Below are 22,563 nucleotides of genomic sequence, written 5' to 3'. Positions count from 1 at the left end.
TATTTTTTTGTCATACTTTTGTATGTTGTATTACACTAAATAGCATATTCACTTTCCTGTTCAACTATATTGTTGAGCCATAATTGTTGGATCATACTATTGAGAAGATTGAGCTGGCTTGAGTTCTCTAGCGTATTATTGGTAACGCTGTTGATATTCATTAATTTGATTAACACTAAGCATGCCAGTGCTTCGGTGCCCGAGAGCCAGTCTTTTACCAACTCAAAAAACCGTAATATCATCCGCTATTGTGTTGATCCAGATTGGTTACCTTATGAAGCCATTATCGATGGCCGTCATACTGGTATTTCATCTGATTATTTAGCATTATTAACAGATTATACCGATTTCACTTTTGTGTTAGTGCCTACCTCGTCTTGGCGACAGAGTTTAGAATTACTTAAAAAAGGTGCATGCGAGTTAACCCCCATTTTAAATCAAACACCCAAACGCGACGCATATCTTTCTTTTAGCGATATTTTTTTTAAATCGCCAAATGTCTTGGTGTCATTAAAATCCCAACCTTTTTTACAAGGATTTGAAAATATTGGTGATCGCTTATTGGCTATACCCAAAGATTATCGTCTAGTGGAATATATCCAACGATTTTACCCCACTATCAACACCATATTGACTGATAATGAGCGACAAGGATTGGAGAGAGTTGCTAACGGTGAGGCGGATGTTTTTGTAGGATCGATGTTTTCTGTTAACGCCTATATTCAACAACACGAGTTAACCTCGCTAAAAATAGCGGGCTGGGGTGGTCCTGAAGATGAGTTACGCATTGGCGTTACTCATGCAAAGCAAGATTTGCTGCCACGAATTAACGCTGGACTGGCAAAAATTTCCCAAGCTGAGCATATTTCAATTTATAAGAAATGGCATAATATTACTGTTATTGAAGACATTGATTACAGCCTAGTGATCCAAGTGGTGACTGCTCTGGGGATGTTTATTTTATTTCTACTTTACCGAACCATGTGTGTCAGCAAGTACAATGTTCATTTAGAAGTAAACAACAAGCAATTACAAAAATTACAATTAGAACTTGAGGAAAAAAATAGTGATCTCGATTTTTTGGCTCAACATGATCCACTGACAAAATTGTATAATCGTCAATATTTTAACCAAACTTTTTTAGAGGATGCGAGGCAACCTCAGGAAAAAACACCTCAGAACAACAATATCAGTTTGATCATCATGGATATCGATTTTTTTAAAGCGATAAATGACATGCATGGACATGCTATCGGCGACAAAATTTTGGTTCAAGTAGCACAAGTGCTACAAGCTTCAGTAAGAGAACTTGATGTTGTGGCAAGGTGGGGCGGTGAAGAGTTTGTGGTCGTTTGTCAGCATGTACAGTTGCACGATGCCGCAGAGCTTTGCCAACGAATTACCGATGAGCTTACTTATTTTCATTTTTATAACAATATTAACGTGACCTGCAGTTTCGGGATTGCCTTGCTGGGTGATAATGAACCGATCCAAGCTTGCTTTGAACGAGCCGATGCGGCGTTATTCAAAGCGAAGCAGTCTGGACGTAATCAATATTGTAGTGCCTAGATAAAAATACCCTATTGATTGATGTTTGTGGCCTTAGCGAAACTCATTTTATGGGTTAATAAATACTTATTTGTTGTCGTGGTATGTTCATTGTCAGCATAATATTGGCCTAAAAATGTCGATTTACCCATTTAGGCTACAATTTTACATTTTTAGTTGAAATTACTGAGGCGATTAAAAAATAAACTATTATTTTTTAATCGTTTGTTTTATATCTTATTACTGGCATTTATTGAGTTTTTTTTTGCTAAAAACAAATAAATATTGCACCAGCTATTTGCGCCCAGCAAGGTTCCAATTTACAATATGCGCCTTAATAACCTGATGTGCGGTGTGTAGGTCCTTTTTCGCATGCTCCGTCTACTTCTTAAACTAATCATTAAAGTTGAATCATGACCGAATTATCCAAATGCAGAAACATTGGTATCTTCGCTCACGTTGACGCGGGTAAAACCACGACCACCGAGCGTATCCTTAAGCTAACCGGTAAGATCCATAAGATCGGTGAAGTACATGATGGTGAATCAACCACAGACTTCATGGAACAGGAAGCTGAGCGCGGTATCACCATTCAGTCAGCAGCAGTAAGCTGTTTCTGGAAAGACCACCGTTTTAATGTTATCGACACTCCAGGCCACGTTGACTTCACTGTTGAAGTTTATCGTTCGCTAAAAGTGCTTGACGGCGGTATCGGTGTATTCTGTGGTTCAGGCGGTGTTGAGCCTCAGTCAGAAACAAACTGGCGTTATGCTAACGATTCTGAAGTTGCGCGTATCATCTTCGTAAACAAGTTAGACCGTATGGGTGCTGACTTCTTACGTGTTGTTAAGCAAACTAAAGACGTATTAGCGGCTAACCCATTGGTTATGGTTTTACCAATCGGTATTGAAGACGAATTCATTGGTGTTGTTGACCTACTGACTCGTGAAGCTCACGTTTGGGATGAATCTGGTTTACCAGAAAACTACGAAATTCAACCTGTTCCAGCTGATATGGTTGACCTAGTTGAAGAATACCGTGAAATGTTAATCGAAACAGCTCTTGAGCAGGATGATGCTCTATTAGAAGCTTACATGGATGGTGTTCAACCATCTATTGAAGACGTTAAGCGCTGTATCCGTGCGGGTACTCGTACAATGTCTGTGTTCCCAACATACTGTGGTAGCGCATTCAAAAACAAAGGTATGCAGTTATTATTAGATGCAGTTATTGATTATCTTCCTGATCCAGTTGAAGTTGATCCACAGCCTCTAACTGACGAAGACGGTAACGAAAATGGTGAGTTCGCCATTGTTGATGTTGATGCGCCATTTAAAGCGTTAGCGTTCAAGATTATGGATGACCGTTTTGGTGCATTAACCTTCGTACGTATCTACTCTGGCCGAATCAAGAAGGGTGACAACATCCTTAACTCGTTTACTGGTAAAACAGAACGTGTTGGCCGTATGGTTGAGATGCAAGCCGATGAGCGTAACGAATTAGATTCAGCTCAAGCGGGTGACATTATCGCTATTGTTGGTATGAAGAACGTACAAACGGGTCACACGTTATGTGATCCTAAGCACCCTTGTACGCTTGAAGCCATGGTATTCCCTGAGCCTGTTATTTCTATCTCTGTAACGCCAAAAGATAAAGGCGGTTCTGAGAAAATGGGTATCGCTATTGGTAAAATGATTGCAGAAGATCCATCTTTCCGTGTTGAAACTGACATTGATTCTGGTGAAACTATCCTTAAAGGTATGGGTGAACTTCACTTAGACATTAAGGTTGATATTCTTAGACGTACTTACGGTGTAGACCTAATTGTAGGCGAGCCTCAAGTTGCTTACCGTGAAACTATTACTCGTGAAATCGAAGATAGCTACACGCACAAGAAACAGTCTGGTGGTTCTGGTCAGTTTGGTAAAATTGATTACGTTATTCGCCCTGGCGAGCAAAACACTGGCTTCACGTTCACCTCTAAAGTTGTTGGTGGTAACGTACCTAAAGAATTCTGGCCTGCTGTTGAGAAAGGTTTCAAAAGCATGATGAATACAGGTACTATCGCTGGTTTCCCTGTGTTAGACGTTGAACTTGAACTTCAAGATGGTGCTTTCCACGCAGTTGACTCGTCAGCTATCGCGTTTGAAATCGCCGCTAAAGGCGCATTCCGTCAATCTATGCCTAAAGCGGGTGCACAACTTCTTGAGCCTATCATGAATGTTGACGTATTCAGCCCAGAGGACAACGTTGGTGACGTTATTGGTGACCTTAACCGTCGTCGCGGTATGATCAAAGATCAAAATGCTGGTGTTACAGGTGTTCGTATTAAAGCTGACGTACCGTTATCAGAAATGTTCGGTTATATTGGTTCATTACGGACAATGACTTCTGGTCGTGGTCAATTCTCTATGGAATTTGCTCATTACGCACCATGTCCAAACAGCGTTTCTGAGAAAGTTGTTGCTCAAGTTAAAGAGCGTAAGGCTGCTGAAACTAAGAAGTAATTCTCGTTTCAATTGACTAAAAAAAACCGTTGCCTAGGCAGCGGTTTTTTTATGTTTTTTTTATGCCCTTGCTACGATATAAAAACAGTTATGATATAAGAGTAGATGTTATTCATAACTGTTTCTGCTGAGCGCTAATAGCGCTTTTGCTGGCGGGGTTAAGGGTAAGTTTTCTCGCCATATTAATGCGAGATCCCAAGTCATTGCGGGATGCATCGGTTTAAATACCAGTCTGCTATTACTTAATCGTTGGCAAATGGGTTCGGGTAAAATCGCGACGCCCAAGTTTGCTTCAACCATCGCGGCTAAAAAATCCCATTGACCCGTTCTAAAGGCTATATTGAGTTGCACCCCAGCTTCACGGCTTAAACGGTTAATTAACTTTGCTAATGAAAAATCTTCGTTATAAAGAATGAATGGATAAGATTCAAAGTCTTGCCAGCGTATCTCCACTTTATCTGTGAGTGGATGTCCTTCGGGTAAGCATGCAAGTAAGGGATATTTAGTCAGTGGTTGGTTCGATAACTCTGTTTTATGGGTTGTCGGCAGTGCGGTAAACGCAATATCTAGACTGTTGTTCAATAGTGCTTGTTCGCAACCAAAGCCGCCATACTCGTACATCTGTATTTCAATCCCAGGATATTGCTGCCGATAATTGGTCAACAAGCTGGTAATTAAACTGCTCATCATAGGGCAGACGCCAAGCCGTAATAGTCCTGTTTTTAAGCCATTGAGGTTGTTAATATCTTCTTGAAGTCGATGCCAATGACCCAAAATCTCCTTGGCACTTTTTTCAAACAATTGCCCTGCTTGAGTTAACTCAACCTTTTGATTGTTCCTAATCAGCAATTTCTCACCCATATTGTCTTCTAAACGCTGGATGATTTTTGTGAGTGTCGGTTGAGTCATAAAACATTTTTCTGCCGCTCGGGTAAAGTTTTCAGTTTCAACTAAGGTCAGAAAACTCTGCAAGTTCTTGATTGGAATATTCATGCTTAAATGGAATCCATATTATGTTATTAATTCATTTTACGGATAAAGCATAAACGATTACTTTGAACTAGTTAACAAAACGGAGGAATACCAATGAAATCAATTTCTAATTTATGGGTCGGTGCGTTGTGGCAAGCCGCCATGCCGCTTGAAAATGAAGCGCAAGCATTACCGGTTACGCAGACAGCTCGAACTGTGCCAGAAACGCCATTTCACAAAACATCAAAATAAAAAACCAGCCTAGGCTGGTTTTTTTTAGCTTTTTTGTGATACTAGTTAACCGTGTTAGCGGCCAATGCTGGATCGGTTAACCATGCCACTTCAACAGAAGTGGCATTGCTCAAGTCATTGCCCTGCCTGAGTTAGCTCAACCTTTTGATTGTTCCTAATCAGCAATTTCTCACCCAAATTGTTTTCTAAACGCTGGATGATTTTTGTGAGTGTCGGGTTAGTCATAAAGCCTTTTTCTGCCGCCTGGGTAAAGTTTTCAGTTTCAATTAGCGTCATAAAGCTCTGTAAGCTACTGATTAAAAAGTTCATGCTTAAATTGAATCCATATTATAGTATTAATTCATTTTACGGATGAAGCATAAAAGATTACTTTGGACTTGTTAACTGACACGGAGAACAACCAATGAAATCAATTTCTAATTTATGGGTCGGTGCGTTGTGGCAAGCCGCCATGCCGCTTGAAAATGAAGCCCAAGCATTACCGGTTACGCAGACAGCTCGAACGGTGCCAGAAACCCCATTTCACAAAACATCAAAATAAAAAAACCAGCCTAGGCTGGTTTTTTTTAGCTTTTTTGTGATGCTGGTTAACCGTATTAGCGGCTAATGCTGAATCAGTAACAATGCCACTTCAACAGCCGTGGCATTGCTTAAGTCATTGCCCTGCCTGAGTTAGCTCAACCTGTTGATTGTTTCTAATAAGTAATTACTCACCAAAATTGTTTTCTAAAAGCTGGATGATTTTGATCGGTGTCGGTTGGGTTATAAAGCCTTTTTCTGCCGCACGGGTAAAGTTTCAGTTTCAACTAAAGTCAGAAAACTCTGCAAGTTCTTGATTGGAGTATTCATGCTTAAATAGAATCCACTCTATGATAATTATTCATTTTACCTATGAAGCATAAAAGATTACTTTGAACTCGTTAACAAAAATGAGGAATGGCAATGAAATCAACTTCAAGTTTATGGGTCGGCGCATTATGGCAAGCGGCGATGCCTGAGAAAGATGAGATCCAATCATATAATGTATCACAAACTGCAGCAGAACCGAGTGCGCAGTCTGCCCAGCACAAATCTCAAACAATAAACCCAGCTTAGGCTGGTTTTTTTTTAGCACTTTTTGCTATGCGGGTTGACAGCATTATCTGCACATTTTGAATAGATAAAAAAGCCACTTCAATAGAAGTAATGCTATTCGGATAAGCACTATTGTTTATATCTAAGTGGATAGCGACTGGGTATGTAGAGCACTGAGCGTGGATACGTTCGGTGCTTTCTTTTATCTGGCAGGATAAAGTGTTTTATATCGGCTCGCATTTGCTTCAGTTTCGCTGGCAGCTTTCCATCTGGTGATAAAGCAAGCCACCTTAATTGTGTATCTATCAAGCTTATTGCAGCGGTAAAACTGATACGGGTTGGCGCGACCTTAGCTTCCTTTGCTATCGCTGTCATTTCTAAACGAACCAGATTATAAGCGATAAGCACTCCCCACAATTCTTGCTTAACACCTTCAACAAATTTGCTCCGTAACGTCACCTTGCTTTGCAGCTGGGTTTGCTTAAGTTCGCCATATCCTTCTTCTATTTCCCAGCGTTGCCAGTAGATATTTAGCAGCTTGTCCAGCGGATACTGAACAGGGTCAATCAATGAGGTGACAAATCCTTTTATTTCACCTTTTGGCTCTTGATAAGCGATAAAACGGGCGCGCCATGTTTCAGGGAGCTCCGGATTTTTCTTTCTCGCCTGTGGGGAGACGGGCATATCAATGAGCAAGTCATTATTCGCAAACTCTTCGACTACCTCGTAGCGCATCTTTGACTTTACGGGTGTCAGCCAATGTCGCTGTACTCCAGAGCTTTGCCAGTTTACTAGGGGCTGTTGATCTTTCACATTGGCAGCCAAATTATAGAGCAAGCTAGAGCCAGCAGGCTTTCAAAATTAATTTTCAATTTATCATAGCGGGTAGCTATCGCTCTAAAATGCTTGAGCCGAGCAAAAGCATTTTCAACTAAATGCCGATATTTGTATAAACACCAATCGATATCGCCATTTCCTTGCTTCGAATTTTGTCTTCTAGGGATCACTGGCTTTGAACCACATTCACGCACTTTATCTCTAATCGCTTCACTGTCGTAGCCTTTGTCTGCAATAATAAAATGACTTTGTGGCAATAGTTCAATAAGGGCATTAGCTGCTTTGCTATCATGAACTTCTCCACCTGTAACAATGAATTCTATCGGTAAACCATAGCTATCTACCGCGAGATGGATTTTGCTTGTATTACCACCACGACTTAACCCAATTGCTTGATTTTCATCAGATGATGCACCTGAACTGTGTTGATGGGCTTTTACATAACTTCCATCAATAAATTCCCATTCAGTATCACTATTAGTCGATAATGTTTTGAACAGCCTAAGTAAAATACCTTTTCTTGACCACAGTAAAAATCGACGGTAAATGGTATTCCATAAGCCAAAATATTCAGGTAAATCTCGCCAAGGGCAGCCAACACGCAATCGGTAAAGGATACCTTCCATCGTAAATCGATGCTCTTGCTTGTTATAAACTCTATCATCAAGCAGAATAGCTTTTAGCTTCGACCACATCTCATCAGTGAGCATTAATCGGGGCATGGTAATCTCGTTGTATTTGTTTTTGGCGAAGTGAATTATACGAGATTACCTTCTTCGCACAAAATTCAAACAAAGATCAACAGCCCCTAATAAGTCAGCAGAGAAATAACAACGGTCAAATAGGGTTAAGGAATTATCAGGGGTATCTTGAACTAAACGCTGTGCGAGCGTGACCTCTCCTACGTGGCAGCCATCAAAGGCAGCACCTAATACCATTCTGGTTTCAGTCGATATAAGGCTGACTAATCGAAGTTGAGGATAGGGTTTGTGTGTGTTTGAAATAAAACCAAACTCATTGGCATTTTCTTCAGAATCTTGGCAACGAAACACGGTTCCATCAACGGCAAGGGTGGTAAGCCCTAGCGCGTTATTCTCCCCCAACGCTTGCTCAAGCCAAGCTGAGACAGTGGATTTAAATAAGTACGACATAGGCGCTTCACCTAAGCGTCGTCGGCAATCCGTCAATACACTCGGCGCTACGCGAGACCAAGTTGAGTCTCCAGATTGAAGTGCAATATCCATCGAGCTACAGACTTCTTTGATGGACTGGTTACGAATTAACCCCATCCAGAGTACTAGCCAGACTGCCTGCTGGGCAGGCAGACGGCGATTACGGATACTCGCCTTGTTAGCTGAAAGGAGTGATTGTTCGATCCAATCTGAATCAATCGCCTCCATTACAGAACCGTAAGACCCGCTTTCTTCAACAGACTCATGAACTAACTCAAGCTCTTGCACAAACATAAAAAATCCCCACCAGAATACTGGTAGGGATTATCTTTCATCTGCAGGATCGGTCAAGTGCTCTTAAACGATCGGCATTGACTTCAATAGAAGTGGCTTTTTTAAATTGAGGCTAGAAGGACGTAATGTCCTCGCGGCTTACTTGGTTGTAAATGTGTTTTCCACTAGTTCCTGTTTATTGTTTGCTTGGGCAACATGGCACTGTACACAGAAGTAGTTCATGCCATTTAATGTGCCTTTGTCATCGACTACGTGTGATTTTGCCACTGGCGTTGCTTTCATTCTTTTGGCTTTGTCCCAAGCATGGCATGTCAAACAGCCGTTTTTATCTGTGGTGATACGATAGCTGTCTTTATGAGGGATCAGCGGCGGTTGCTGAGCAAAGCTGCGTGGGATAGCTTTTCCTCGAGTAGGATAAGTTGCCATAGCATCGGCTGGCGAATTGTCGTTTATGGCGACGTTACCTGCACGAGACTCTACTTGAACAGGGGTGCTGTCTGCTAAAGCTTGCTGTCCAGAATAGGCGTTAAGGCTTAATAGTATGGCCGCGACGCTAAGTAGTTTTTTCATTTTCATCTCCGTTACATCCTAATGAATGTAGAAATTGAGCATCATAGCTGTCATGGCTGAATCACCCAATGACAGCAGCAGTGAATATAAAAGGCGTATTAAGCTTTAAATATTTTCACTGGACACTTCTTGAAGTCAGTTTCTTTTGATAAGGGATCCGTTGCATCTAACAGCAGCTTGTTCACTAATTGCTTGGCGTCGAAGAATGGCATGAATACCACGCCTCTTGGCGGCTTATTACGGCCTTTGGTTTCCACTCTGGTGTTGATTTCACCGCGCGGAGAGGCAACGGTAACTTCATCTCCTTGGGCTAAACCGCGCGCCTTAGCGTCTGCTGGATGCATAAAGACCTGAGCACTTGGCATGGCTTTATGCAGTTCCGGTACTCGAGCGGTCATTGACCCTGTGTGCCAATGCTCTAGTACTCGCCCGGTGGACATCCACAGATCAAACTCTTCATTAGGCTCTTCTGCAGCGGGTTCATAAGGCAATGCAAATATAACGGCTTTACCATCTGGTTTACCGTAAAAATTGAAGCCTTCACCTTTTTTAACGTAGGGATCGCTGCCTTCAACAAAGCGACGAGTGGTTTCTTTACCATTGACGACCGGCCAACGTAATCCTCGTGTTTGGTGATAAGTGTCAAAGTCGGCTAAATCGTGTGCATGTCCGCGGCCAAATTGAGCATATTCTTCGAAAATACCTTTCTGTAGATAAAAGCCAAAGTGTTCATTTTCATCGTTATAAGTACCTTTACAATCGCTTACTGGGAACTTATTGATTACGCCATTGGCAAATAGTACTTCATACAAGGTTTTATCGGCTAGCTCAGGTTGCTTAGCGATTAACTCTGCTGGCCAGACTTCACTAACTTTAAAGCGTTTAGAGAATTCAACCAGCTGCCATAAATCTGACTTAGACCCTTCAGGTGTTGGTACGAGCTGATGCCAAAAATGAGTGCGACGTTCCGCATTACCATATGAGCCTTCTTTTTCAACCCACATTGCGGTTGGCAGAATTAAGTCAGCAGCCATTGCGGTGATGGTCGGGTAGGGATCTGAGACCACAATGAAGTTTTCTGGGTTACGAAAACCAGGGTAAATTTCATCATTAATGTTAGGGCCTGCCTGCATATTATTTGTACACATGGTCCAATAACAGTTTAATTTACCATCTTTGAGCATGCGACTTTGCTGTACTGCATGGTACCCAGGTTTGGCGGGAATGGTACCCGCTGGGACTTGCCATAGTTTTTCAGTGATTTCACGATGTTTAGGATTTTTTACTACCATATCAGCAGGTAGACGATGCGAGAACGTCCCTACTTCACGGGCAGTACCACACGCTGATGGTTGACCTGTTAGTGAAAATGGACTGTTGCCTGGAGTGGCTATTTTTCCGGTTAACAAGTGAATGTTGTAGAGCATATTGTTGGCCCACACACCACGAGTATGTTGGTTAATACCCATGGTCCATAAGCTCATTATTTTAATGTCAGGATCGGCATAGGCTTTTGCCATAATTTCTAGATTTTCAACCGGAACGCCGCTCATTTCTGACGCGTATTCAGCTGTATAAGTACTGACAAACTTGGCATAGTCTTCAAAGCTAATGGGTGTAGAGCTCCCGTTACCTGAATTTTTGGCTTTCTTTTCCAACGGGTGTTCTGGGCGCAGGCCGTAACCAATGTCAGTGGTACCTAAAGCAAATTTAGTGTGTTTGCTGACAAAGTCTTTGTTCACTGCTTTGTTTTGAATAATGTAGTTGGCAATATAGTTTAAGATGACTAAGTCTGTCTGCGGCTTAAACACCATGGCATTGTCTGCTAAGTCAAAGCTGCGGTTTTCATAGGTAGAAAGCACATGTACGCGGGCATCTTTATGGCTTAATCGACGATCAGTTAGGCGCGCCCATAAGATGGGGTGCATTTCTGCCATGTTGGCGCCCCACAATACAAAGTGATCAGCCGCTTCTAAGTCATCATAGCAACCCATAGGTTCATCAATACCAAAGGTACGCATAAAGCCACCCACAGCAGATGCCATACAATGGCGTGCATTAGGGTCAATATTGTTGGTTAAAAAGCCCGCTTTGTGGAGCTTAGATGCCGCGTAGCCTTCCCAAATAGTCCATTGACCCGAACCAAACATGCCGACTGATGTAGGGCCTTTTTTGGCAATACTGGCTTTCCATTTTTCGGCCATCGTATCAAAAGCAACATCCCAACTTACAGGGGTAAAATCGCCTTCTTTATCATACTTACCATCTTTCATTCTGAGTAATGGCGAGGTTAATCTGTCCTTGCCATACATAATTTTGGATAAGAAATAACCTTTAATACAATTTAAGCCTTTGTTAACAGGGCTTTCTGGGTCACCTTGGGTGGCAACAATTTTACCATTTCGTGTTCCCACTAAAACGCTACAGCCTACACCGCAAAAGCGACATGGGGCTTTATCCCATTTTATTTCACTTTTACCTTCAGCTGCTTGAACGATATTAATTGGAATAGCGATACCCACGGCCGACGCTGCTGCGGCAGCGGCGTTGGCTTTTAAAAACTCGCGACGACTGATGCTCATGGTGTTCCTCACTCTTAGAATGTTGTTCTTGTTTCGTGATAGTCATTGGAGGTGACGTGATAGAGTGAGTCTAGACCTTACTAACGACATGGGTATACCTCCGAATGGGTATAGTGGTTAATAGTTGTGCAAGGTCACATTTTTCAGCGTGATGTAAATCTCATTTCTATAATTAGGGATATGCTGTTTTAGAGTTTGCTTGTAAAGCTTCTCATGCTTGAAATGCAGGGTTTTTAGGTGATGAAAGCTAATATATGCGAGGAGATAAAAAGGGAGTGGGTATATTATATGGCTTTACAGCAGTAAAGGTTATGCTCTTAATAGGTATTAAGCGACTAAAAGCCTAGATTCTAGGACGCTGCGTGGCTAGATCCTATAACATCTAGGTAGCAAGCGATATCGAGCGATGACATACGATAACAAGCGACGTCCAGGGATAACAAGCGATAACGAGCGATAACGAGCGATGTTCAGGGATAACAAGCGATGACATGCGATAACGAGCGATGTCCAGAGATAGCAAGCGATGACATACGATAACGAGCGATGTCCAGAGATAGCAAGCGATGACATACGATAACGAGCGATGTCTAGAGATAGCAAGTGATGACATACGATAACAAGCGAATAAACGAAAAAGCTGAAGCATAGAGCCTATAAAATCTTAGCAGCGAAGCGGTCTCTAGCAGCAAAGCGACACTAGAACCTAGTTGCTAGGACGCTGCGTGGCGTTAGCGATAACCAGTCAACTCCATATATCCCTTTCCTTGGTGACTGCCGGCAATGGTAATAGGGCCTTCCCAATATGAGGTCGACACTAACATGTCACTGTTAGGGTTGAGTGCTTGGGCGGTAATGTCTATTGCTTCACTCTTGATGCCAATACGCCACGCAATAGGATGATAGCCTAATGCTGTTTGTTGCCACTGAGTCGGTTCCATTGAGATATCATTGGGATTATCTTTACTGTTGATATTGCGACCACTGCCATCGGCAAACATTCTTCTGGCACTGTAAAAGTTATCCTTGTTAGTTTGTCCGCGCAGCCTAAACACCATCAGTGTTGAATCATCGTCTAAACGCAGTGAAAACCAGTCCCAGCCCTGTTGGGCTTTGGTTAAAAATTGTGAGCTCCATTCGCGGTCAAGCCAAGCTTTACCGCTGACTTTTTCGGTAACACCATGACGGGTAATTTGGCCTGTGACATCGATAAAGGGCTGGCTGTAGTAGTAAGACGCGACACTTTGGTCGGCACTTTTACTGCTATAACCTTGCTTGCCTTGTAATTGCAGAGGTTGTTGACTGTTTAGCTGTAATTGGTAGCTAAATTGATCATTGTTTACCTTGAGCGTGGCTGGGAATAGGTCGTTAGATTGACTCTGCCATTGCCAGTTTTGTAAATGCACTTGAAATGGTTGCGGTTCAACACCAGCAAGTTGAGGGTGAGCGCGCGACCATTTCTCGGCGATTAAATGTTCAGCTGCAGATGTGACTGCGGCGTGGGCCATATACAGCTGATCCGTTGCCCATGCAGGAGGACGATTCATTGATAACTCGGGGGATGGCAGCGCAGGTGATTGCGCAGTAGACGATGGTGTTTTTGGTGCCAGCGCGATACGGAACTGGGTCCATTGTACCCCTACGTCCTCGCCTTTAGTGGTGGTTAAATTGGCCGTTAAATACCACCATTCAATTTTAAAGCCATCATGGGCTAGATGATCCGCTGGAAACACTAAATTGTGATCGGGTAATACTTGTTGATATCCCGTACTTTGGCTTGCGGTCATATTGGCTATGGTGGATGACGTGTGCTCAGATGACGGGTCTGAACAGCCACTTATCAGTATCATTAAGCCGATCAGCAGTGTGCTAAGCTTGGCATATAAGGTGATCTGCTTGGCGTTATTCATAAGACTTCCTGCTGCAGGCTTGATATCAATGGTTTGCGGGTTTGCCAATACAAAGGCAGGCACACGGCAATGACACTGCTGGCTAGTGCAATCAGCACTACTTGAGCATAAGCTTGCCAATCCCATACCATGGCTATCGTCCAACCAAAGGCTTGTAGGGTCACTTTGTTGATCAACAAATAGCCCAATAGTGCACCTGTGGGCATGGCTAGTAAACAGGTTAAAAATACAATGATCAGCATTTGGGATAACACCATTACCCGCAGTTGCTGGCGGTTGACACCTAAAGCGTATAAGCGGGCTAATGGCGCCAGCCGTGCTTGAGTTAACATGATGCACGCGCTAAACAAACCAATAGCTGCGACCAGTAATGTGAGGCTATTCAACACCACAGTAATTGAAAAGGTGCGCTTGAAAATCTCGATGGCTTGTGATTTTATGCCTTGCTGGCTATACATTTGAGCGGATGAAATCCCCAAGGTTTGAGTGAGTTGTTGCTGTATCTCGTTTAGCTCGCCAGCATAAATTATCGCTAAGCTGATAGGCTTGATAGGTAGCTTATTCGTTTGCCAAGTGAGGTGATGGATAATGGCTTCGCCCATGGGATTACCATAGTCATAATAAATGGCTCCCACTGTCATAGATGAGGCGGTTAAACGGTCAATTTGTACCTTACTGCCAAGTTGTAGGTTCAATTTAATGGCTAATGGTTCGCTTATCATTATGCTGTTGTTCGCGCCAAAATCTTGCCAGAATTGTGGTATTTGGCCTTTAAAAATAGTGGTGTTTTTGAGCGAGTATATATCACGGCTAATCAGCGAAATAGGAGTATTGGTCGATGTCGGCTCAATTTCTGCAGTAGGCGTCCTTGATGAGCTCAGAGCTGCAGAACTTATTATTGCTGAGGTTTTCCATTGCTGATAAACCCCGGTGACTTTGGGTTGTTGTTGTAAAAAACCCTCCAGTTTACTCATGTCGCTTGGATTAGGTATGATGTATAAATCGGCATGTAAACGGGCGTTTAACCATTGTTTTAAGGTGATTTCAAAGCTACCTACTAAGGTGTTCATAGAGATATTGGCACAAATAGCCAACAACATCGCCATCATAGCTAACGATAATGGAGCAATGATATCTTTAGTTTCAGCAACCCCATATTGCCATAGGCCTTTAGGAAATAAGGGCGTAATAAGAGTGAGCATGCTACCCAATAATTGGGGCAGTAATAAAGGAATCGCAATAGTGACGACACCGAGTAAAGCTAAACTATATCGGTAATTTTCAGTCAGATTAAATAGCAGATACGCGCCAAGTAACATGACGACACCAAGGTAGAATTGTTTACGATGTAAACGACGGTAGTGGCGCTCTTGTTTATGGGTGCCTTGGGCTAAAGGAGTGTTTATCAAGTTGGTTAACATGGGGATGCAGGCGCCCATTGCCGAAGCCAAGGTTAAGCCAAAAGCTTGTAAAAACCATGACCATTGCCATATTCCAGGCATTAATCGAGCGTCGTAAAGTTGTTCTAATGTCAGCGCAACCATGGGCTGCAGCCATTGTGAAAGTTGTAAACCAGTAATAAAGCCAATGATGCAGCCAATCAGTACCAATATGAGTAATTCGCACAAAAGCGCGATCATTAAGCTGAATTTATCAATACCTTGCTGCATTAATTGGACAAATAACTTTTGCCGTTTCATTAAGCTATAACGAACCCCGTTATAGGCAATAAATAACCCAACAACAAATGCTAACATGCTCATGGCATTTAAATTTAAATGAAAGCTCTCGGTCAAAGCGCCTAGTGCCTCACCTGTGTCTACTGTAGTGATATTGATTCGGTTGGTATCGATACCGGCGGCTAATAACGTTTGCTTAATAGATTGCTCAAACGAAGGAGGGTTATCGGGCGAAAGTACCTCAGTGGCCGTTGTCGTAGGAGCAAATACCGCGATATAACTTAATTTTCCCTGCATGTTCAGCAGGGGCTGCGCCAGAGACATATCCATTAATAAGGCGCTACCCAACCCCAATTTGTCGTCGACCTGTAGCACATTAAGCTTAATGTTATTAAGCGTGAAGTCGCCATTAGGGGCGATGCGCTTAGCTTGGCTTTGGCTCATCATAATGGTGGGCTGACCATTAAGCAGCTGGCTTAAATCGATGGTCGATGAGGTTAAACTGGCACTTGAGATTGTGGTGTTTTTTGCACTATGTGCTAGCGCTGACACCACATCGCTACCCGTGACTTGCCACAATTGGCCATCAGGGCTGGTCGCCAATCCTTCTATAATCGCTAGACTGTCTATTCCCGCTTGAGATAGGGCAAAATAAACCTGTTCATTGATATCACTGCTGCTGTTATTGCTCAGGTTAAAACTGGCCCGTTGGCTTAATAATTCGGTGGCGCTACTGTAGCTTTGTATGGCATTTTCGTTAGTTGCTTTGACGCCAATCAGTAAGGTGACGGCGAGTATAATACCGATTAAAATGGCGCTCGCTTGTATGGGTGAGTGCTTATAGTGGCGGTAAAAAACCTGTAAGCAGAGACGGACGTTAATTAGTGACATGGCAATCACTCATAAGCTAATGGGGTGATGTTGCGCAGATGCTCTATGCTACCACCGTGTAAATGAAGGTGAGTTTGCATAAAGTCAGCACATTGCTGGCTATGGGTCACCATCACCACGCAGGTATTAGCTTGCTTGGCCAGTGAGGTCAGTAGCGTCATGACTTGCAATCCGGCTTGTTGGTCTAAATTACCTGTGGGCTCGTCGGCAAGCAATAAAGGCGGTTTATGGGCTAAGGCTCTGGCAATTGCGACACGTTGCTGTTGCCCACCGGATAAATTCTCTACCTTACGTTGAAGTAACGAACTTATGTCCAGTTGTTCGCAGAGCTCATCGCACCATGGCGTCCATTTTTGGCCATTCATTGCCAATGAAAAGATGATATTGTCACGCACATTAAGTGGCGTCAGTAAATTAAATTGCTGAAAGACGACCCCAAGATATTGACGGCGGTATTGACTCCATTGCTTATCTTTCCAGGGCGTTACCGATTGTTTCTGGCCATCGATATGAATGAATAATTCGCCGCTGTCGATAGTCTCAAAGCCGCCAATGATATTAAGTAAGGTACTTTTACCACTGCCACTAGGGCCCATAAGGGCAACGGTTTGCCCTTGGTATAACGTCAGATTGACTTGATTGAGCACAGAATGGAATGACTCGCCATCGCGAAACCCTTTATTAATATTTTCTAAGGTAACGAGAGGTTCCATAGTGACTCCATAACTGATGAATGTAATGAGTTATTTGGGTTTAATGAATTTATTTAATTCGTTAACAATATTAATCATATACCTAATATGAGTCAAATAGATCGCCTTGGCTATAAAAAAACAAAAAGCGAACCCAAGGTTCGCTTTTGTAGATGTATTTAGTCGGTTAATAATATGAGTTAATTAGGCATCTGCTAAAGAATACGGCAACTCGATAATAGATAGCTGTGAGCTTTCATCTCCAGCAAGACGAAGTTGAGCGTTGTTTTCGGTATCATTTGGTAGTACCGCTGTAAGCAGTACTTTATCGCCATATTGGACGCACTCAATAATATTACCGCCACGACGGAAACCGTCATCAAGCGCAATTTCTAACGTAGTGTCAGTGGTGATTTTTTGATTGCTGGTACCGGACAAAATATACAAAGCGCGTTTATTACCACCGCGGTATTTCATTCTAGCAATCGTTTCTTGGCCCATGTAACAGCCTTTAGTAAAGCTGATGCCATTAATGGCTTGTAAGTTACACATTTGTGCTACGTACTGGCCTGAATGAGCGGCATCAATGTTGGGATAACCGGCTTTAATTTCTAATGCTTGCCATGCACTGGCATCAAACAATGTTTGACCCGATTGGTTGATGATTATTTCGGCTGCGGCTGATTTAATAATGGCAATAAAACGATCTCCATCGCGAATGATTACGCCCTGATCTACAAAGTTAAGTGTTTGCGATACATCGCCAAAATGTTCAGTAGCAAAGGCTTGTGCCTCTGCTCCAGCTATGCCGATTATGTGGTAGTCATCACTGACATCAGCCAGTTCAGCTTTACTAAATACCGCGTATTTTTGTAAATGTGGTAAATCTAAACTCAAGGCACTTTTGGGCAGTAACATGAATAAGCTATCGCCCACAGCAAATGTTCGGAAACTGGCAAGCATTTTACCTTTAGGGTCGCAATGCGCGCCCCATTTCCACTCGTATGTACCAAGAGAGGTAATGTCTGTAGTGACTTGGCCTTGAATAAAGCTACGCCCTTGCTCTCCGGTGATTTCGATTAATCCCATATGAGCTAAACTTGATAACATTAATGCAGGAGATGTGGCGATGAAATCCCAATCTGGTTGGTTTACTGAAATAGTCATAACTATCCCTAAGCTGAGAATAAGACGGTATGCTTGGAGTGTAACGGAATAATACAATGCTCAACAGGGGGCAAGGTTTTAAAAGCCAATAAAAAAGCTACCTTTTGAGCAAGGTAGCTTTTCGAGTAAGCCAATTAACCTGAGTTAATCCATTGCGAAGCAAAAGTTAAAATAATACTCGCGCACGGATAGTGCCTTCGATTGACTTCAACTCAACTAATGCTTCTTCGGCTTGGTCTGAATCAACTTCCATTACCACATAACCAATTTGAGCAGTAGTCTGTAGGTATTGTGCGGCAATGTTAATGTGCTTCTCTGAAAACGCTTGGTTGATTTTGATCAACACACCAGGACGGTTATGGTGAATATGCAATAAGCGTGAAGTACCACTATGTTGAGATAATGACACTTCAGGGAAGTTCACTGCAGATAAGGTTGAGCCATTATCTGAGTATTTCACTAGCTTGCCAGCCACTTCAACCCCGATATTTTCTTGTGCTTCTGCAGTACTGCCGCCAATGTGTGGCGTGAGCAATACGTTGTCTAAACCTCGAAGTGGAGTGATGAATTCATCATCATTAGACTTAGGTTCAACCGGGAATACGTCAATTGCTGCGCCAGCAAGATGCTCAGATTTTAGCGCTTGGGCTAGGTCTTCAATATCAACCACGGTGCCGCGGGAGGCATTGATAAAGAAACTGCCTTGGCGCATTTTAGCAAATTCAGCCTTAGCGAACATGTCTTTGGTTTGTGGCGTTTCGGGTACATGCAGGCTGACAACATTGGCCTGAGCCAATAACTCATCCATAGAGCGAACTTGTGAGGCATTACCTAACGGTAATTTATCTTCAATATCAAAGAAAATCACTCTCATGCCTATGGTTTCAGCTAAAATACCTAGCTGAGTACCGATATGACCATAACCAACAACACCTAAGGTTTTACCACGGACTTCAACACTGCCATTGGCGCTTTTTAGCCAACCGCCGCGATGTGAAATCGCATTACGCTGCGGAATACCACGCATTAACATGATGATCTCACCAATCACCAATTCTGCAACACTACGCGTGTTGGAAAATGGCGCGTTGAAGACCGGAATACCCAATTGTTCAGCTGTCGATAAATCGACTTGATTAGTCCCAATACAGAAGCAACCAATAGCAGCTAGTTTTTCTGCATGATGTAATACTTCAGCTGTCAGTTGCGTGCGTGAGCGTAAACCAACAAAATGCGCATCTTTGATTGAAACCAGTAATGCAGCTTCGCCGAGTGAGGCTTTGTGATATTCAATATTGGTGTAACCTGAACGTTCTAGTACATCGACCGCAGTTTGGTGGACGCCCTCCAACAGCAGGATTTTAATCTTATCCTTGTCAAGCGAATGTTTCGCCATGATATGGGTACCCTCTTATCATTAAATGGTGCTTATGCTAATGCTTATACTAACAGTTATGATATAAATGCAGACTTCCGACGCAATACCAAAGTAGCACTTTTTTTAGGGCTTGTGGAGGGCTAGATGGCTGAAGGAATATTTTTAATTGAGAACAATATCGCAGAAGAGGAATTTTCGATGAAAAAAGGTGTGATATGGATAACAATTTATCTGTTGGTATTGTTGTGGTCGCTGATAAACCCTAAAGATATGTTTACTTGGTGGCTGGAAGCCATCCCTGCATTACTCGCATTACCGATATTGTTTTTTAGTCGTAAAAGCTTTCCGCTAACCCCGTTAGCTTATGGCCTTATTCTAGTGCATTGTTGTGTGTTATTTGTGGGAGCTCGTTACACCTATGCTGAAGTACCATTATTTGACTGGCTAGCTCAACTGATGGGCAGTGAGCGAAACAATTACGATAAAGTCGGCCATTTTGCCCAAGGTTTTATTCCGGTGATATTGGCGCGTGAAATTTTTATCCGTAAGCAGGTGATACAAATAGGTGCTTGGTGCCAGTTTTTAGCGGTATGTTTTGTGCTCGCATTTTCAGCTTTTTATGAATTAGTTGAATGGTGGGTCGCCATTGCTACTGGCGAAAATGCGGAGGCTTTTTTAGGCACTCAAGGGTATGTTTGGGATACTCAATCTGACATGTTTTTAGCATTAATTGGTGGCGTGTGTGGCGTATTGTTGCTTTCATCTCTTCATAACAAACAGATAGCGACCAAAATGGCGGTCAATAACCATTTGGTGTGACTGCGCAGGCTGGGCTTATCGTGGCATAAAAGGCATCATAAAATAGCTAAATTTGGCTGCTAGCCTGAGAATTAATTAATGGCTTTAAGCGAATGTAAAGTATGAGGCTTATCAGTCTTGAATTAGTGATAAAGTCTATGGCAAGTCAGTCAAACTTACTATTAATACTTTAGACTTACATAATAGCCATAATAACCAGCAAATTTTTACTATGCTTGCTGTATAGAAAGGTTTTTATCATAACAGTAGCTATTGAGAGTGACCGATTAACCACGATTATCTAATCTGTCGGTTAATCCATTTACAAGATAAGGCGATTAACTAATAACCAAATAAAATGTTCTAAATATAAAGAGATGAAAGTAAACTATCTGCTCTGCCTAGTTCTGAAGGCTAGTAAATGAGTTCCATTTACGTATAGTATATAACCTCAGGATGTGATCAAGGTATGTTGAGCAATAATGTACTTTTCAGGGAGAAGAGTGATGAGTTCGAATATCGATGAGTTGGTGTTCTTGCACCAAATCGCAGCACCTTGCCATTTAGCTATTTTGGCTGAATCTATCGGGTTAAAAACTCGCATTGTAAAACATGCGGCTGAGCTTGAGTTAGAAAAAAAATCCAATAACTTTTATCTTATTTCACAAAAGGGCGCAGCCTTAGACAGTAAAGGTATTCCGTTATTGGTGTCGCGTTTAGTCGAACATGTTCCGGTTGCTTTATATCAAGTTGAACGAGGTTCACTTGATCAAGAGTCTGCACTGCTCCAAGGCGTGCGTGGTTTATTGTACAGTGATCAACGCATGGATTTAATGCTAACGGGTTTGCGTAAAATGGTGGCTGACGAATTGTGGTACGACCGGCCATTGATCAGTAAAATCTTTAGACGTTTAGTTCAGCAGTTAGATACTCGTACTGAAATCCCTGCCGATACCGTTGCCATTCTCCAAAGGTTGACCAATCGAGAAAGAACTATTATTCAGCTTGTCTCTAGTGGCGCGCGTAATAAAGAAATTGCCCAGCGATTGTGTATTAGTGAACATACCGTTAAAGCCCATATCTCCTCTATTTTCCGTAAAACAGAGTCACGCAACCGAGTTGAGTTATTACGTTGGGCACAAACTTATCAAAGTCACTGGGAATTGGTGAGTTAACGTACTGGACGATTTATCCAATAACGACAATAACGACAATAACGACAAAAAGGAGCTTAGGCTCCTTTTTAATGGGGTGGTGTTATCTATCGCGTTTATCTTTTAAAAGCTTAAGCTAATCAGTACACTGAGCTTTCTAGTAATGATAATGATGGATATTAAGAATGAGTATTTGGTTTAAAACGGTCACTTTAGAAGATTGTGCTCGTTTGGATGCAGGGATGCAGGGAAAGGGCACCTTAATGCAAACTTTGGGCATTAAAATCACTGAAATTGGCGATGATTATATGGTCGCCACCATGCCTGCTAATCCCGCTGTGCATAATCCATTAGGGATGGTTCATGGTGGCGCGAATGTCGCACTCGCGGAAACGGTAGCCAGTTATGCTGCCAATTTTGTGGTCGATTTCACGCGCTATTATTGTGTCGGACAAGAAATCAACGCCAATCATTTAAAAGCATCACGTAATGGCGAATTAACCGCGACAGCAAAACCTGTACACATTGGCAAGCGCAGTTCTGTATGGGAAATATTAGTGCACAATAGCGCTGGCAAACTTTGCTGTATTTCAAGAATGACAGCTGCAGTTGTAGAGCGATAAGCTATAGTTAGAACAATAGCGACTAAATCTACAGTAGATCAACATTTTAGTCTTGCTGCCTATTTATTATGTAGATAACGTTACTGCTTGTTTAATCATAATGAATGTACAAGGGCTAAGGGGAAGTGCTCGGACATTTGTTAGCTGAACAGAGTGTTTTTGGCTTCAACTTGTTTATTCAGCATCGTAATATAAGGAAAATCCATGGACAATATTAACCCTTGGGAATGGGTCGGCTACTTAGCTTCGGTCGTTGTTGCTATTTCCTTGATGATGGCGAACATCAAAAAATTACGCTGGTGGAACTTAATTGGTGCTGGATTATTTGTGGCTTACGGCCTGGCCATAGATGCATTACCCGTTGCTTTGGTTAATTTTTTTATTGTGTTAATTGATGCCTATTATTTGATTAAGTTATACCGTAAACCAACCCCGCCCACAGACTAATCATTCCTTTACTCAA

The 22,563-nt window shown here is 42.4% G+C and carries 18 protein-coding genes and 4 pseudogenes; 9 read left to right on the top strand and 13 right to left on the bottom strand.

From position 1 onward, the window contains the following. The first annotated feature begins 99 nt into the window (after positions 1 to 99). A complete protein-coding gene (locus tag EGC80_RS01485; protein WP_124014219.1) occupies positions 100 to 1,569 on the top strand; it encodes a diguanylate cyclase in 1,470 nt (489 codons plus the stop codon). 392 nt (positions 1,570 to 1,961) lie between these two features. Continuing rightward, complete coding sequence (fusA, locus tag EGC80_RS01480) at positions 1,962 to 4,055, top strand: elongation factor G (protein WP_124693448.1); 2,094 nt, start codon at positions 1,962 to 1,964, stop codon at positions 4,053 to 4,055. 108 nt (positions 4,056 to 4,163) lie between these two features. On the opposite strand, the gene EGC80_RS01475 is transcribed toward fusA, so the two are convergent. Beyond that, positions 4,164 to 5,048 carry a LysR family transcriptional regulator gene (locus EGC80_RS01475; protein ID WP_124014220.1) on the bottom strand — a complete coding sequence of 295 codons (885 nt, stop codon included), beginning with the start codon at positions 5,046 to 5,048 and terminating at the stop codon, positions 4,164 to 4,166. A 93-nt stretch (positions 5,049 to 5,141) separates the two neighbouring features. On the opposite strand from EGC80_RS01475, the gene EGC80_RS22335 reads away from it, so the two are divergent. Continuing rightward, complete coding sequence (locus EGC80_RS22335; RefSeq protein ID WP_164839409.1) at positions 5,142 to 5,279, top strand: hypothetical protein; 138 nt, start codon at positions 5,142 to 5,144, stop codon at positions 5,277 to 5,279. 117 nt (positions 5,280 to 5,396) lie between these two features. On the opposite strand, the pseudogene EGC80_RS01470 reads toward EGC80_RS22335, so the two are convergent. Further along, positions 5,397 to 5,588 (bottom strand): annotated as a pseudogene (locus EGC80_RS01470) (helix-turn-helix domain-containing protein); the annotation flags it as partial. A 94-nt stretch (positions 5,589 to 5,682) separates the two neighbouring features. On the opposite strand from EGC80_RS01470, the gene EGC80_RS22330 reads away from it, so the two are divergent. Continuing rightward, complete coding sequence (locus tag EGC80_RS22330) at positions 5,683 to 5,820, top strand: hypothetical protein (protein ID WP_164839409.1); 138 nt, start codon at positions 5,683 to 5,685, stop codon at positions 5,818 to 5,820. A gap of 168 nt (positions 5,821 to 5,988) precedes the next feature. On the opposite strand, the pseudogene EGC80_RS22860 reads toward EGC80_RS22330, so the two are convergent. Further along, positions 5,989 to 6,128, bottom strand: a pseudogene (locus EGC80_RS22860) (helix-turn-helix domain-containing protein); the annotation flags it as partial. Positions 6,129 to 6,221: 93 nt separating this feature from the next. Between EGC80_RS22860 and EGC80_RS22325 the strand changes: the two are divergent. Next, positions 6,222 to 6,374, top strand: a complete 153-nt coding sequence (locus tag EGC80_RS22325; protein ID WP_164839408.1) for a hypothetical protein — start codon at positions 6,222 to 6,224, stop codon at positions 6,372 to 6,374. 108 nt (positions 6,375 to 6,482) lie between these two features. On the opposite strand, the pseudogene EGC80_RS01460 reads toward EGC80_RS22325, so the two are convergent. The 10 genes and pseudogenes from EGC80_RS01460 to serA form a co-directional block, all read right to left on the bottom strand. Next, positions 6,483 to 7,148, bottom strand: a pseudogene (locus EGC80_RS01460) (transposase); the annotation flags it as partial. 14 nt (positions 7,149 to 7,162) lie between these two features. Next, entirely contained in the window at positions 7,163 to 7,912 is a 750-nt protein-coding gene (locus EGC80_RS01455; RefSeq protein WP_124011573.1) for an IS5 family transposase, read from the bottom strand. An 87-nt stretch (positions 7,913 to 7,999) separates the two neighbouring features. Beyond that, positions 8,000 to 8,656 (bottom strand): annotated as a pseudogene (locus EGC80_RS01450) (IS4 family transposase); the annotation flags it as partial. Positions 8,657 to 8,794: 138 nt separating this feature from the next. Continuing rightward, positions 8,795 to 9,226 carry a nitrate reductase cytochrome c-type subunit gene (locus EGC80_RS01445; RefSeq protein ID WP_124013999.1) on the bottom strand — a complete coding sequence of 144 codons (432 nt, stop codon included), beginning with the start codon at positions 9,224 to 9,226 and terminating at the stop codon, positions 8,795 to 8,797. A 98-nt stretch (positions 9,227 to 9,324) separates the two neighbouring features. Beyond that, positions 9,325 to 11,808: a nitrate reductase catalytic subunit NapA gene (gene napA / locus EGC80_RS01440; RefSeq protein ID WP_101032888.1), complete on the bottom strand. Its 2,484-nt coding sequence runs from the start codon at positions 11,806 to 11,808 to the stop codon at positions 9,325 to 9,327. A 731-nt stretch (positions 11,809 to 12,539) separates the two neighbouring features. Then, entirely contained in the window at positions 12,540 to 13,718 is a 1,179-nt protein-coding gene (locus EGC80_RS01435) for a lipocalin-like domain-containing protein (protein WP_124014000.1), read from the bottom strand. Continuing rightward, positions 13,715 to 16,288, bottom strand: coding sequence for an ABC transporter permease (locus EGC80_RS01430; RefSeq protein ID WP_124014001.1), 2,574 nt, complete (start codon positions 16,286 to 16,288; stop codon positions 13,715 to 13,717). The genes EGC80_RS01435 and EGC80_RS01430 overlap by 4 nt, the downstream gene beginning before the upstream one ends. A gap of 5 nt (positions 16,289 to 16,293) precedes the next feature. Next, entirely contained in the window at positions 16,294 to 17,001 is a 708-nt protein-coding gene (locus EGC80_RS01425) for an ABC transporter ATP-binding protein (RefSeq protein ID WP_101032885.1), read from the bottom strand. A 183-nt stretch (positions 17,002 to 17,184) separates the two neighbouring features. Continuing rightward, positions 17,185 to 18,147: a tRNA-modifying protein YgfZ gene (ygfZ, locus tag EGC80_RS01420; RefSeq protein WP_124014002.1), complete on the bottom strand. Its 963-nt coding sequence runs from the start codon at positions 18,145 to 18,147 to the stop codon at positions 17,185 to 17,187. 166 nt (positions 18,148 to 18,313) lie between these two features. Further along, positions 18,314 to 19,543, bottom strand: a complete 1,230-nt coding sequence (serA, locus tag EGC80_RS01415; RefSeq protein WP_101032883.1) for a phosphoglycerate dehydrogenase — start codon at positions 19,541 to 19,543, stop codon at positions 18,314 to 18,316. Positions 19,544 to 19,723: 180 nt separating this feature from the next. Between serA and EGC80_RS01410 the strand changes: the two genes are divergently transcribed. The 4 genes from EGC80_RS01410 (at position 19,724) to EGC80_RS01395 (ending at position 22,547) form a co-directional block, all read left to right on the top strand. Continuing rightward, positions 19,724 to 20,344 (top strand): DUF2238 domain-containing protein, encoded by a 621-nt coding sequence (locus tag EGC80_RS01410; RefSeq protein ID WP_101034750.1) that lies wholly within the window; start codon positions 19,724 to 19,726, stop codon positions 20,342 to 20,344. 485 nt (positions 20,345 to 20,829) lie between these two features. Beyond that, positions 20,830 to 21,498 carry a helix-turn-helix transcriptional regulator gene (locus EGC80_RS01405; RefSeq protein WP_101032882.1) on the top strand — a complete coding sequence of 223 codons (669 nt, stop codon included), beginning with the start codon at positions 20,830 to 20,832 and terminating at the stop codon, positions 21,496 to 21,498. A gap of 164 nt (positions 21,499 to 21,662) precedes the next feature. Beyond that, a complete protein-coding gene (locus tag EGC80_RS01400; protein ID WP_101032881.1) occupies positions 21,663 to 22,100 on the top strand; it encodes a PaaI family thioesterase in 438 nt (145 codons plus the stop codon). Positions 22,101 to 22,304: 204 nt separating this feature from the next. Continuing rightward, entirely contained in the window at positions 22,305 to 22,547 is a 243-nt protein-coding gene (locus EGC80_RS01395) for a YgjV family protein (protein WP_101032880.1), read from the top strand. Positions 22,548 to 22,563 lie beyond the last annotated feature (16 nt).

Origin of the sequence: Shewanella psychromarinicola, assembly GCF_003855155.1 — a bacterium.
In the GTDB taxonomy this organism is placed as follows: domain Bacteria; phylum Pseudomonadota; class Gammaproteobacteria; order Enterobacterales; family Shewanellaceae; genus Shewanella; species Shewanella psychromarinicola.
Note: the sequence above shows the minus strand (reverse complement) of the source record. Positions and strands in the feature narration are given on the sequence as shown.